Origin of the sequence: Pseudoalteromonas sp. S2755, assembly GCF_005886535.1 — a bacterium.
GTDB lineage: Bacteria > Pseudomonadota > Gammaproteobacteria > Enterobacterales > Alteromonadaceae > Pseudoalteromonas.
The window spans coordinates 22370-35967 of the sequence record NZ_PNDS01000069.1; the positions used below are offsets into that span (position 1 = coordinate 22370).

At 42.0% G+C, this 13598-nt stretch carries 12 protein-coding genes; 6 read left to right on the top strand and 6 right to left on the bottom strand.

The genetic code is table 11. The annotated features are described in order from the left end of the window. The first annotated feature begins 84 nt into the window (after positions 1-84). The 5 genes from CWC03_RS12545 to CWC03_RS12565 all read left to right on the top strand — a co-directional run bounded on the left by CWC03_RS12545 (position 85) and on the right by CWC03_RS12565 (position 6863). Positions 85-1197: a sensor histidine kinase gene (locus CWC03_RS12545; RefSeq protein WP_138582199.1), complete on the top strand. Its 1113-nt coding sequence runs from the start codon at positions 85-87 to the stop codon at positions 1195-1197. Further along, positions 1190-1816 (top strand): response regulator, encoded by a 627-nt coding sequence (locus tag CWC03_RS12550; RefSeq protein ID WP_138582200.1) that lies wholly within the window; start codon positions 1190-1192, stop codon positions 1814-1816. Before CWC03_RS12545 ends, CWC03_RS12550 begins: the two co-directional genes overlap by 8 nt. A gap of 39 nt (positions 1817-1855) precedes the next feature. Continuing rightward, entirely contained in the window at positions 1856-2761 is a 906-nt protein-coding gene (locus CWC03_RS12555) for a histone deacetylase family protein (RefSeq protein WP_138582201.1), read from the top strand. 281 nt (positions 2762-3042) lie between these two features. Then, positions 3043-5997, top strand: coding sequence for a TonB-dependent receptor (locus CWC03_RS12560; protein WP_171040249.1), 2955 nt, complete (start codon positions 3043-3045; stop codon positions 5995-5997). 281 nt (positions 5998-6278) lie between these two features. Beyond that, complete coding sequence (locus tag CWC03_RS12565; RefSeq protein WP_138582203.1) at positions 6279-6863, top strand: hypothetical protein; 585 nt, start codon at positions 6279-6281, stop codon at positions 6861-6863. A gap of 51 nt (positions 6864-6914) precedes the next feature. Here the strand turns inward: CWC03_RS12565 and CWC03_RS12570 are convergent, their stop codons facing one another. Continuing rightward, on the bottom strand, positions 6915-7640 hold the full coding sequence (locus tag CWC03_RS12570) for a substrate-binding periplasmic protein (RefSeq protein WP_138582204.1): 726 nt from the start codon (positions 7638-7640) through the stop codon (positions 6915-6917). Positions 7641-7780: 140 nt separating this feature from the next. Between CWC03_RS12570 and CWC03_RS12575 the strand changes: the two genes are divergently transcribed. Continuing rightward, positions 7781-8608, top strand: a complete 828-nt coding sequence (locus tag CWC03_RS12575) for a TPR end-of-group domain-containing protein (protein WP_249314031.1) — start codon at positions 7781-7783, stop codon at positions 8606-8608. On the opposite strand, the gene CWC03_RS12580 is transcribed toward CWC03_RS12575, so the two are convergent. The 5 genes from CWC03_RS12580 to CWC03_RS12600 all read right to left on the bottom strand — a co-directional run bounded on the left by CWC03_RS12580 (position 8586) and on the right by CWC03_RS12600 (position 13390). Beyond that, entirely contained in the window at positions 8586-9548 is a 963-nt protein-coding gene (locus CWC03_RS12580; protein ID WP_249314026.1) for a hypothetical protein, read from the bottom strand. The genes CWC03_RS12575 and CWC03_RS12580 overlap by 23 nt on opposite strands. Further along, positions 9493-10233, bottom strand: coding sequence for a ferredoxin--NADP reductase (locus CWC03_RS12585; protein WP_138582206.1), 741 nt, complete (start codon positions 10231-10233; stop codon positions 9493-9495). The genes CWC03_RS12580 and CWC03_RS12585 overlap by 56 nt, the downstream gene beginning before the upstream one ends. Before the next feature lie 69 nt (positions 10234-10302). Beyond that, positions 10303-11268, bottom strand: a complete 966-nt coding sequence (locus tag CWC03_RS12590) for a hypothetical protein (RefSeq protein WP_138582207.1) — start codon at positions 11266-11268, stop codon at positions 10303-10305. A 194-nt stretch (positions 11269-11462) separates the two neighbouring features. After that, complete coding sequence (gene deoD / locus CWC03_RS12595; protein ID WP_010369942.1) at positions 11463-12164, bottom strand: purine-nucleoside phosphorylase; 702 nt, start codon at positions 12162-12164, stop codon at positions 11463-11465. Positions 12165-12178: 14 nt separating this feature from the next. Continuing rightward, a complete protein-coding gene (locus tag CWC03_RS12600) occupies positions 12179-13390 on the bottom strand; it encodes a phosphopentomutase (protein ID WP_138582208.1) in 1212 nt (403 codons plus the stop codon). Positions 13391-13598 lie beyond the last annotated feature (208 nt).

The following is a 13598-nucleotide window of genomic DNA, read 5'->3' on the forward strand; positions in this document are numbered from 1 at the left end:
AGAGTCACAAATATCTGCTAGGATAGGTTCGCAAGAGAATAAAGGAATAATACCTGCGGAGCAGGTTTTTAGCGGAGTAAGTAGATGTCGGCGTTTTTTCGCTATCCGACGGCTTGGTTGGTAACAACCATTTTCACTTGGTTAGCCGTTGCAATACCAAGTTTGATTTATGCTCAGCAAAAAGCACAATGGCTACCTTGGGTACAGCATATCGGTGTTTTGATCCTCGTACTTTTATGTATCAATGAATCCGAAAAATACTATGGCTACAAGGCTAGATATTCAATGCTGTTTGGATTGGCGCTTTTGATCCAGTCAATTAACCTTACCTCCCCCGCCGCAATTCATCTCATTTATAACGTAAAACTGGTTGGGATCCTTGCTTTTTATGTTCCTTTAAGTTTTGCGCTTGGGTATATCCTAGTTACTTCCTGCTTATATGTTGCGTCGCAATACTTTTTTTGGGGACATGGCCTTGAATATCTCAATGCGGTGTTATTTGCCTGTTTTCAGTTATTTGCGTATGTGGTGTGTAAAAGAATGCAAAAAGAACAAGAAGCCAAAGAAGCGCTACAACTCGCCCACAGCCAGCTATCTGCAACGCAGTCTCTTTTAAGCCAAAGTATTGCTAAACAAGAACGACTTCAGTTAGCACGAGAGTTACATGACGATGTTGGACATCAAATAACCAGTCTGATTGTAAATTTAGATGTCGCAAGACGAACTGCAGCGGCACCATTAACCGAGCTATTAGATAGCTGCTATTTGCAAGCTAAAGACACGCTAAAATGTATTCGCGATTTAGTCAGCGACAAACGTAGCAACGAGCATATCGATCTCCATGATGCATTGCTGAGGCTTACTGAATCTATCCCTCGTCTTAACATTGAACTCGACTATGAACATCACCCGTTACTCGAAAAACTAAGTTATGCCAATTGCATTTTAAAATGCTGCCAAGAGGCTATCACCAATACCTTGAAGCATGCTAAAGCGGATAAAATGCAAGTACGAGTGTATTGTCAACAAGGGCTAAGTGTACAAATAAGCGACAACGGCATTACCTTAAATAGTATTCGATTTGGAAATGGCCTGGCTGGTATGCAGGAACGGATCCAAGAACTCGGCGGCAGTCTTGATGTGTCAACGCATCAAGGCGTAACATTAACTATCCATTTCGGGGCAACAAATGGCTAAAATCTCAGTTTACCTAGTCGATGATCAGGCGCTTGTGCGTCAGGGTATGCAGGCACTCCTTTCGCTAAGTGATGACATTATTTGTTCCGGAAGTTGTGGCAGCGGCAGTGAGTTCATCCAACAAGTGCAATTAAACCAGATTACAGCTGACATTGTACTTTTAGATATGCGAATGCCTGAGCTAGATGGTGTCGATGTGCTCACCAAGCTTTTGCCTTTGGCAATAAACTTTAAAGTTATTATCCTCACTACCTTCAACGATACTGCAAAGCTAAAATTAGCCCTAGAACTTGGCGCAAAAGGCTGCCTTCTTAAGGACGTTGACTTAGAGGAGTTAATTGATGCTGTTCAACAAGTCCATCGAGGTGAACTCATCATCCAAGACGAGCTTGCTGAGACCTTACTAAACCCTGACCCCACTTTAGATAAGCTCTCCACACGAGAAAAGGATATTTTAAAACTAATCGCGAAAGGATATTCCAATAAGGAAATCGCCAATACTTTATATAAAGCGGAAGGTACCATCCGTAACTCGGTTTCTTGCTTGCTCGCAAAACTACAAGTACGAGACAGAACACAAGCAACGCTAAAAGCTAAAGCGCTCGGCTTCGGGGATTGATATTGCTACACTGCCATATCGCCATTTTTGGAGCCGTTTTTGAACAACCCAAATTTACCACTAGTTTATCACGCTAATTACTCATTCAATTTTGACCCAAAGCACCGCTTCGTGATGAGTAAATTTGCACGCCTATACCAAGAAGTAGATGCATTAGGGCTCATTAACAACAATGTTTATAGCCCGGAGCCCGGCAACCCGTCGCCACTTGAAAGCGTGCACTGCGAGCAATATATTTGGGACTTATGGCGTAATCAACTCGACGCTAAAATGATGCGCCGTATAGGTCTACCTTGGTCAGAGCAGCTTATGGCACGTACTTTTACTGCACCTCTAGGAACACTAAAAACTGCGGAGCTTGCACTTAAGCACGGTATTGCATGCCATTTAGCCGGTGGTACGCACCACGCTCATTATGACTTTGGCTCTGGTTTTTGTATGGTGAATGATCTCGCCTTTACAGCCTCGCGTTTGCTCGACAGTCATCGGATCACTAATGCCCTGATCTTTGATTTAGATGTTCATCAAGGTGACGGCACCGCCGCCATGCTAAAACACAACCCGTATGTTTATACCTGCTCAATCCACTGTGAGAAAAACTTCCCATTCCGTAAACATGCTAGCGATTTAGATATTGGCTTAGAAATAGGGATCAGTGACACACACTACCTCGAAATTGTTGCACATACGCTTGAGTCATTATTGATTGGCCTAAATCCAGGTATCGTGCTGTACGATGCTGGTGTCGATGTTTGGCAAGGTGATAACTTAGGTAAATTAGATATCTCATGGCTTGGCATTGCGAAACGAGATGCACTGGTGCTGACGTTATGCCAAAAGCATGGTGTCCCCGTCGCGACCGTCATTGGTGGCGGATACGATAAAGACCATCAGAGGCTGGCAAAACGTCACGCTATCGTAGTGCAGCAAGCTGCAAAACTTTAAACCAACTAAGCAACCATCAAACTAGTTTCTCCTTGTTCATCAATGAATAAACTCTTCATCAAAAACAACAAAGTTATATTATTAATTCAATTTTTCTCAACTTTTTTGGAAGAAATAGTCAAATTGAGACAAAACATGTTAGTTCTTTACAAATCAAAGAACAAAACACGCTAACTATTTGTTTATTATACTTATAATAAAATTTTAAAATTTACATTTGTAAATCTATATAGGCTTTGTTACAAAATATGTGCATCTTTGCAAAATATAAAGGAATAATAATGAAAATAAACTTAGTTACATTAAGCGTGGTACTTGCTCTCTCTTCAGCTACTCCTGCGTTCGCAGATAACTCAACGGGCTCAATTTCAGGCGTTGCCAACCAAGGTTCTGTTGTAACAATCAAAAATAAAGATACAGGCCTTTCAAGAACGTTTTCCGTACCAACGAATGAGAAGTTTCACTTTAGACAATTACCCACCGGTAATTATACCGTTTCTAATGGTGAGCAAAGTTTCGATATAGTTGTGACTGTCGGTGGTACGCGCTCTATCGATTTTACAGAAAAAGTTGAAGTTCTTAGTGTCGTTGGCTCTCGAGTTTCCCCCCTAGATTTAACTTCAGTGGAATCAGCAACCGTCTTTACCGCGGAAGATATAGATCGACTACCAATTACAAAGGACTTAACGAGTGTTGCATTACTTGCTCCAGGTACAACCAAAGGTGATTCAGGCTTTGGAAATCTAGCATCATTCGGTGGCGCATCTGTTGCTGAAAATGGTTATTATATCAATGGCTTTGATGTTACAAACATTCGGAAATTTACTTCTTTTGCCAATCTTCCTTACGATGGCGTATCACAACAACAGGTTAAAACTGGTGGTTATGGTGCTGAGTATGGACGTTCGCTCGGTGGTGTAGTTAATATAGTAACAAAACGCGGTTCCAATGATTGGGAATTTGGAGGCTCAGCATATTGGACACCAAAAGGCTTGCGTGAAGATCGAACCGATAACTTAAGCAAGCAAACCGACCCTTCTCCGAGCGAAAAGTATCATGTATATAATTCTGACAATACGTATGATTACTTGAAATATAACGTTTACGGTTCAGGTCCAATTATTGAAGACAAACTATTTTTCTTTGCAATGTATCAATGGCGCGACGATGAATGGAACGATTTTAATGTCGACAGAAGTACACGGAACACCGATGAGTCGCCGTTAGGCTTATTTAAGTTAGACTGGAATATTACCGATAGTCAGGTGTTAGAATATACCTATATTCTTAATGACGATGAGTACACGGTTCATCCATACACCAACCCTGAAGATGAATATTACACAGGTAAGCATGGCACGCCAGCAGATCCATATTCAATAAGTGACAGTGGTGATATTCATATCCTTAGCTACACGGGATATATCACGGATAACCTAACTGTAAACGCACTTCTTGGGCGTATGGAATTTGACTCTAGTGTTAGAAATCCACTTGAAGGACCTGGAGCTGAATGCCCATTAGTTTATGATCGTCGCGAGACTCCAACCTCTTCACAACGGATCGGTTGTTGGGGTAAAGATTCAAACCAATATTATCGCTACGATCCTGAAGGAGAAACAGAATCTGATACTCGTGATTCGATTCGACTGGGATTACGCTACGACATTGGCGCACACAGTATTTCTTTTGGCTATGACAAAGAAGAGTTTGAATCAACTAAGCTCGGACGGGAGTTCTCTGGTGGTGATTACTGGCGCTGGCATAGAGGCACAGGAAGTGAAGTAAGAGGTGTGGTTGTACCCGAAGGACAAGACTATGTTCGCCATCGTACTCTCACAGAAGCTTCGGGTAAGTATCTCGTGGAGAATACCGCATTTTATCTAACTGATGAGTGGCAAGTCACAGACGACATAATTCTTCGACTAGGTATTCGTGCTGAAGGGTTCGAAAACTTTAACTCAAAGGGTGAATCCTTTGTGAAAGGTGACACTAAATATGCGCCTCGGTTGGGGTTCTCTTGGGATGTCTTTGGGGAAGGTGATAAAAAGCTATTTGCCACAGCTGGACGCTATTATATTCCTATTTCGGCCAATACTAACATTCGTGGCTCTGGTATAGAATTTTCCACAGAAGAATACTTCCTTGTAGATAGTGCTGATGAAGATCCAACGACAGGTGCACCAACCAAGTTAGGTGCTAAATTAGGTGAAACATCATACAACGGTGATGAAAATCCTCCTCACCCAGGTTCCATTGCCGCTATTAATCTTGAACCAATGCATCAAGATGAATTCATCTTAGGCTATCAGCAAGAGTTTGATACTTGGACAGTTGGTGTTAAAGCAATTTATCGTGAAATAAAAGATGGTATGGATGACTACTGTGGTCACCAAGCATTTATAAACTATGCAACCGATAATGGCTACAATAACTTCGACTACAATAGCATGGCAAATTGTATGATGATGAACCCGGGCAATAATGTTGAAATTGCTATGGATCTTGAAAACGATGGAAACTATCAAGCCGTTTCAATTCCCGCCAGCTACTTTGACCTAGATAAATATAAACGTACCTATACCGCTGTAGAGTTCTTTTGGGAACGAGCATTTGAAGACAATTGGTATTTAAAAGGCTCGTACAGTTATGCGAAGAGTAAGGGAAATGCGGAAGGTTATGTGAATTCGACATTAGAGCAGGATGATGCAGGAGCCACACAAGATGTGGATCATGCATTATTTCAGAAAGGTGCTGATGGCTACTTACCGAATGATAGACGTCATACATTGAAACTGTTTGGTGGATATAACCTCACAGAAGAAATCGCAGTGTCCGCAAATATTTTGGTTCAGTCTGGTAGACCGGTAAGCTGCTATGGATATCTACCATTGGAACAATACAAAGATGAATTAGGTGTTGATTATAGCGGTCTTGCAGGTTACAGCGCATCTTCATTCTTTTGCCAAGGCAAGCTAGGCAGTCGCGGTAATGAAGGAAGAACACCTTGGGTTAAAACTCTAGATTTAGGTGTTACATATAAACCTGAGTGGGCTGAAAACCTAACGTTACGCGCAAATATTAAAAATGCATTTAACTCTCAAGAAGTTACAGAATATACGGAGACAAGTGAAATTGGCTCTGCATCAGCGCCTGAAGCAAACCCAAATTACTTAAACGCTTCAAACTATTTAACACCTAGAAGAGTTGAGTTATCAGTCAGTTATAAATTTTAGAGCATAAAATCAAGCTCAATGCATTGTTAATCCACGCATTGAGCTTTTCTAACTAAAATTAGCTGTGGGCTACATACTACCGTTCTGTAGAACAGTACTAGACCATGCGTTATCTAAATTAATTTTTACATAGTTAGAACCATCTTCTCCTTTCTTTATACAGCTAGCTCCACTAAAAGAAATTACATAATCATTTACGAAAAACTTCAAAAACAATTTGTTTACCAAAATAATATTAACTGCTAACGTACCTACTTTATTACCTAAAACAAGGAATTAGTATGAAAACCAAACTTGCGATTATCGCTTCATTATTCGCTGCGAACTCGGCATACGCTACTGTAGAGTTGTACTCAGGTGCAAATAACTGTGCTTTGGACACTAAATTAGAGGCAGCTGCTTTCACTAAACATGCAAATGCGGTTGGTAACTCAGAGGCGTTAGCACAAAAACACAGCGAACAAGTGGGTGCCACGGGAAGTGGCTACTTTATTTTTAATCCATCCTATCTAAGAACAGAACGTTATTTTAATTGTAGCGTGCCGTTAAATGCCAATATTGGTCAATTTACTTTAACCGTTCATGGCAAGACACAGGGCTTAACTGGCACTAATGCATTTTGTTTGGTTTCAAAAATTCGTAAAGTGAGCGATGGTGGTATAGATAAATGGTTCAAGTTTAGAGAAACAGGTAAAGGCTTTGATTGGACAGATATATCAGTTCCAAACGTAGCAGAAGAGCAGTTTGTTAGCTATACCACAACGTTAGACAACAACTACGAAAGCAGTGCTGTTTTGGACCTCAAGTGCAGAACAACCTGGGACAAAGGTAGTGTGTCAATTGGTCAAATTGAACTTAGCTACTAATACTGACTAGTACTCTAGCACTACGGGCAATCTTTTTCTAAGGATTGCCCATTATGGTCCAACAAATTCTTGATTATGCTTCGCCAGTGCGCGTCTTATTCGGTCTATAAGTATAGGATCCGTCTCCTTGCTAAATGCCATACAGCCACGCTGCTGAGTCGCTTTGGTTACTTCTATCAGAGGTACAACCTCATCATAATTGAGCCCAGCCGCCTTAAGTTCCTCACTCATGATATATTCTGTTGACATTACAAGGTCTATCCGCCCTTTTAAAAAGAGTTTATAAAAACTTTTGGAGTCGGCGGCGACCATCAAATGCTCTCCTTGAGTGAAACCCTGTTGAATCAAAAAGTCATAATAAATATTGCCTTTAACTACTGCGGAGGTGTATTGCTTGGCATCTTCCAATGAAGCAACTTGAATATCTTTACGTGTTTTAAGTTTAAAGAAATATACTCCCACTGGGCGGATCAAAGGACATGCCCATTCGTAGTCAGCTTCACGCTCAGCAGTACGATAAATCGAGTAAATCATTGTATTTGGGCGCTCTTTGGCAATTTTCATTGCCCGTACCCAAGGGTAAACTTTTATCTCGTAGTCAATCTCAGCTGCAGCAAGCACCTCCCTTACCTTTTTTGTTGCTCTCCCGACAACCTCTCCTTTGTCATTGGTGAAGTTATATGGCTTCCACTCTTCGGTCACCACCAGTAGCTCTTTTGCAGAGGCACTTAAACTCGTTAAAGAGAGCATAATCAGGCTATAAATCGCTAATTTCATTACATAAGCCAATATTTCTTCTCCGCTTTTTGCAATTCTATCTTAACTCATGCACCATACTAAAAATATAAAGTTTCTAGAACACCAATATGAAAAGCATAGTACTATTTATCCTACTCGTCGCTTGTAGTTTTACTAGCATGGCGAATGAACAAACAACGTCAAATAAGCCGACAGAAAACCAACAACAACAGGCTTTGTCACAATTACAAGAGCCGATGTATAGACCCCTAATTGAGCGTTATATTCTTGATGAATTAAGAGCAGTCAGAGAAGATCAAATGCGCTTAAGAGCTGATATTGAGAAGAAAATCAGTCACTCTCAGCTAGATACTGCAGATCGCGCAATTACCTATACCACAGATACCATCAATAATGTGCTCTTTTTGATCACAGCAGCCGCGTCCATCTTAGTGGTCGTTGGCTGGACTTCTTTTAGAGATATTAAGAGTAAAGTAGAAGATATCGTTAGCCTGCGCGTTGGCACGATCACCGATGAATATGAAAAGCGCCTTCAGGTTATTGAAGAGAAATTACGCGAACGCTCTGAAGAAATCCTCAATAACCAGAAGAAGATATCCATAACGAATGAAGTACACTCTCTGTGGATGCGGGCAAACCTTGAGAGTGATATGAACTCTAAAATTGAGATTTACGATGAAATCCTAAATCGCAAACCTGAAGATGTCGAGGCGATTGCCTACAAAGCTGATGCTTTGTTAGAGCTTGGTCAAACCAACACGGCAATTGCTTTGTGTAATCAAGCATTAGAAATTGACAGTGATTATGGCTATGCCTATTGGCAACGAGCATGTGCTTACTCGATGCTTTACAAGCACGCAGATGCGATGGCCGACATCCGTATGGCTTTGGAATATGCACCTAACTTAAAGAACGAGTTACAACACGAGCCAGCGTTTGCGAGCCTTGCAGATAACCAAAGCTTTAACGAGCTGGTGAATAGTTAAGTTGTTTTAGCAGCTCGATTTGTAATTGAGAAATCGAGTCGAGCTGCTTTTTAGAAATAATCAGCGGATTTTCAATTTGATGGATGGCGGCACCTTGTAAATTAAAGTGCTTCTTCAACTCAGCCATCATAGTACTGTCGTAAAAAAGCGCAGCCAAAGAGCCATCCTCAAGCGCTTGTGTTAGACCATACTCTAGGCGTTTATAAAGTTTAATATCTTCTTTGCGGACATAGAAATACACCATTGAGGGATAGAGAAACAGGTTTTTCTCGCCATGAGTCAGTTGCTTGTTATCGAACGACTTGAGCTCGGGTACTACTTCAATGATACCTCGTGGAAAAATCTTACCGGCACTATTTGCAAGCACTCTGTAAACTGCCAACCCATCAACATATTTTTCTACCGTAAAACCTGCCTTTTCAAAAATGTGAACATCAGGCCAATCCCGCCCCAAAACTACGTTGAACTTTTGTAGCTCTGATAACGATAAATACACATTCAGCTTGCCGCTGTCGGCCACGTTCATTACCAGTGCTCTTATACCAAAGCTGCCAAACGCTATGGGAATGGCCACAGGCTTTGCCTGAGTGTCTCTAGCGGCTGTTGATACCGTCCAGAAGACATCGACATTGTGCTTTAGCAACTCCTTAAATTGTCGTGACTGATTAATTGGTAAATCGATAGGCTCTATCCAGTACTCGCCATATTGCTCTCGTGATTTATCTAAAGCTAGCCGCAAGACTGACAAAAAATATTGGTTCTGCGGTGTGCCATTTTCTTCAGCTGCGTCCACAACCCTAATTACCTTTGGCTCTGCAGGCACAGTGTTCGCGGTTACCAGCAGTAATATGCACAAGAGATGAATAACACGAACCTGCATAGGATCACCAATATTGTTCAACGGTGATATGCCCGGGTTTAGCCCGCCTGTGGCGTTCATATCCCATACTCTGCAATAGAGCACTTAGTTGTTTCACCATTTCGGGGTTACCACAAAGCATAAAATGGCTATTATCAGGAAACTGCTTATAGCCTAGATAAGTTAATAATTGCTTATTTTCTATCAGTTCAGTGACGCGCCCTTGGCAACCGAGCTCTGGCTTTTCCCGCGTAACGAGCGGCACATAAGTAAAGCCGTTTCTTTGTTGTTGCAACTGCTCGAGCTGTTCACGATAACACAGGTCTGCATTTCGGCGCACACCATGAATAAGGATCACCTGCTTAACCTTCTGCCACACTTCACCTTCTCTAAGCATCGACAAAAATGGGCCGACCGCCGTGCCTGTACTTATCATCCAAAGCGTATCGCAAGGTGGTAGTTCATCTAGTATAAAAAAGCCGTTTGCTTGGTAAGTTACATCGAGCTCATCACCAATTTGTAGCTGATGTAAAGGCACAGAAAGATTGCCGTTTGGCACTTCGACTAACAAAACTTCGTGAATTGACTCTGATGGCGAGTTTACAAAGGAATATGCTCGTGCAATACGCTTATCCCCTTGTTGCAAACTCAATTTAGTATATTGACCCGCTTTAAACGGTGCAATGTCTGCTGTAAACTTGATACTAAATAACGTTGGCGTCCAATGCGTGATTTCGACGATTTCTCCTTTTACCCATTGCGACATTATTTCTCCAAAACTCACAAACCGTATTTATTTAACGATAACATAACCATGGCAAAAAAATTGGCTTTGTCAATGGCTCGGACACCAGGCTTTCCCCAATTCAACAGGAAGCGGATCTCTGACAGTAAGCTGTGAAGTGACCTTCGGTAGCGACAGATTAAACTTGTCGATATGCGCATTCACCATAGCTGCATATCCTTTATTAGCAGCGCCGAGCGAATAGGCTTTCATTGTTGTCGACTCGGTTAAGCCTTGTTTGTTTTGCTCTAGCTGTTGTACCAGTTCTCGCAACCAACCAAGGTAATGCTGATTATCTTCTATTAGGGACGGTTCCGATGCTATATCAGCAAGCACCTTATGATAGCTGGAGAAGTCTGAGTGGAGTACATATATGCCAAGACTATTGATTGATACTTGCTTCACAGCTCTATAGTTTTCATCTTGTGCATAATGGGTCGCCGCTTCAATGAAATAACTAAGTGCCTTATCCACTTCACCCAGTGCAAATGTTGCATTGCCAAGTGCAGTTAGCAGTCCTGCTTGCATAAAGCTTGGTAACATTTCTCTATCCACACTTTTTAAAAGGCGGTAACCGATAGCGGGTTGTTCAAGGCGTGTGTACGCAATCGCAATATTTACTTTGAGTGCAGACTTTTGCTGTAAACTGGCCGTGGCATTCATTGCACACCGATAATGCCAAATAGCTTGTTCATTCTGGTTACGACGACGATACCCAACACCAATATTAGTCAGAATCTTCGCCCTATCTTCATCCGCCAAAGCCTTAAAAGGTGGTGTTTTAAGACTATCTATCGCCTCAATCAAAATAACATTATTGAATGTGCTCGCACTTGCTCTTATTGCTTGATAATGAAGTTGATATAAATCTTGAACTGGAAGATCCTCCCGAGCAATCGCAATTTGGTATACTTTAAGCGCGTCATCAGGCGCATTTTTGACCAGAGACTCAAACGCACCCAAGTCAACTTCGGTATTCGCCATTAAAGCGAAAAAGCCCAGAACATGAATCGTCATCACCCAACACCAATACCTTATCATTAGAAAAACTCTACCACCTTTATGTAGTTTAAACTAGATATGGGAATTTCGGATGGACAAAGATCAAAAAAAAAGCCGCTTAAAGCGGCTTTTTTGGGTGTGATTCGCGTTGTTTTAGGCGTGTCTCCAAAACTCTGCGATTACGTTACCAAGGAACTTTTCAAATTGTATTAAATGGACTCTAGTGCAATTTTAACCATTTCATTGAACGTGCTTTGACGCTCTTCTGGTGGCGTTGCTTCACCAGTAATAACATGGTCACTTACCGTGAACAATGCCATCGCTTTTGCACCATACTCAGCCGCTACACCATATAAACCGGCTGTTTCCATATCAACAGCCATTACACCTAGCTTGTCTAATTCTTTATAAAATTCGCCATCGGCTTGATAGAAAGTATCTGTGGTGAAAACATTACCAACTTTTGCTTCAATACCTAAACGGCGAGCAGCGTTTACGCCGTTTTCTAATAAACCAAAATCAGCAATCGCAGCGAAGTCATAGCCACGTACACGAGCACGATTCACATTTGAGTCTGTGCTTGCACCTTGCGCAAAGATCACATCACGGATCTTGATGTCTTGACTAATACCACCGCATGTACCGATGCGGATCAGGTTCTTAACACCAAAGCTAACAATAAGCTCACGAGCATAAATAGACATAGATGGAATGCCCATGCCTGAGCCCATGATGCTAACTGGCTTACCATTGTAAGTACCAGTGAAACCAAACATGTTGCGAACGTCAGTTACCTGACGAGCATCTTCCAAAAAGTTTTCTGCAATGTATTTTGCTCTTAGTGGATCGCCCGGCATTAATACCGTTTCTGCAAAATCACCTGGCTTTGCGCTAATGTGTGGAGTGCTCATATTGTTTCCTTTAGTTAGGCTTTTATCTCGGCCTTAAAGCCTTCACCGTACTGCGTTGCGTCTAAATCAAACCACTGGGCAAGCGTTTGACCTATGTCAGCAAAACTTTGTCTTTCTCCTAACGGAGTATTGTTCATACCCGGTGTATATGCCAATACAGGCACGTACTCTCGCGTATGATCTGTGCCTTCAGCAGTTGGGTCGCAACCGTGGTCGGCAGTCACTAAAAGCAAATCATCAGCTTTTAGTTTGGCAATAATTTCCGGTAAAAATGCGTCAAACTCAGCAAGTGCTTCTGCATATCCCACTGCATTTCTGCGGTGACCAAACTTTTCGTCGAAGTCGACTAAGTTGGTGAAGATAAGGCTATGGTCTGGCGCTGTGTCCATCACGTCGCTTGTCTTCGCTAGCAAATTCAAAAGACCCGGCGCTTTGTGCTTTTGTGTGATCCCTTGATGCGCATAGATATCTGCGATTTTACCAATACTAATTACTTCGCCACCGTCATTGGCTAGCTTATCTAGCACAGTCGGCGAAGGCGGTAATACCGAATAGTCTCGGCGGTTACCGGTACGAATAAAGTCGGCACTTGAAGTGCCTATAAATGGCCGCGCAATCACTCGTCCTATGTTCATTTCATCAAGCAGTGCCCGTGCGATTTCACATACTTGATAAAGCTTGTCAAGTCCGAACGATTGTTCATGAGCGGCTATTTGAAAGACGCTATCAACTGAGGTGTAGCAAATCGGCTTACCACTTTGCATGTGTTCTTCACCCAGCTGTTCTAAAATCGTTGTGCCCGACGCGTAACAGTTACCCAAAATACCAGGTATGTCTGCACGTTTGCACAATTCATCTATAAATTCTTGTGGGAAACATGGGTTAGTATTTGGGAAATAACCCCAATCAAACAATACCGGCACCCCTGCCATTTCCCAGTGGCCAGACGGCGTGTCTTTACCACTCGATAATTCTTTTGCATATCCCCAAGCAGCACTTGGTTCTATGGTTTGCGCCACGGCGCAGGTTTCTTTACCTGCAGCTTCACACGCTGCAATAAGGCCTAGCTTAGAAAGATTCGGTAAGTCTAACGCTTGTCCTTTTTCTTCTTTATACGCCTGCAATAAATGAGCGAGAGTATTCGCGCCTACGTCACCAAACTTTTCTGCGTCTGGTGCTGCGCCAATACCTAGGCTATCTGCCATTAAAATGATTGCTCTTGCCATAGATACCTCTCTATACTGCTTAGGCTGTTATTTATTCTTAAATACATGGTTACCTTAAGCGTTGGTTACTTTATGTTTGGTTAAAAAAATCGTACAGGACATAAGTCCGCTGTAATAAAATAGTCACAAAATTCACGAAAAGCTGCGATCTTGCTAATTTAGCTCTGTCGCCCTCAAGCGGACATAAGTCCTGTTTTGAGTACGCCAA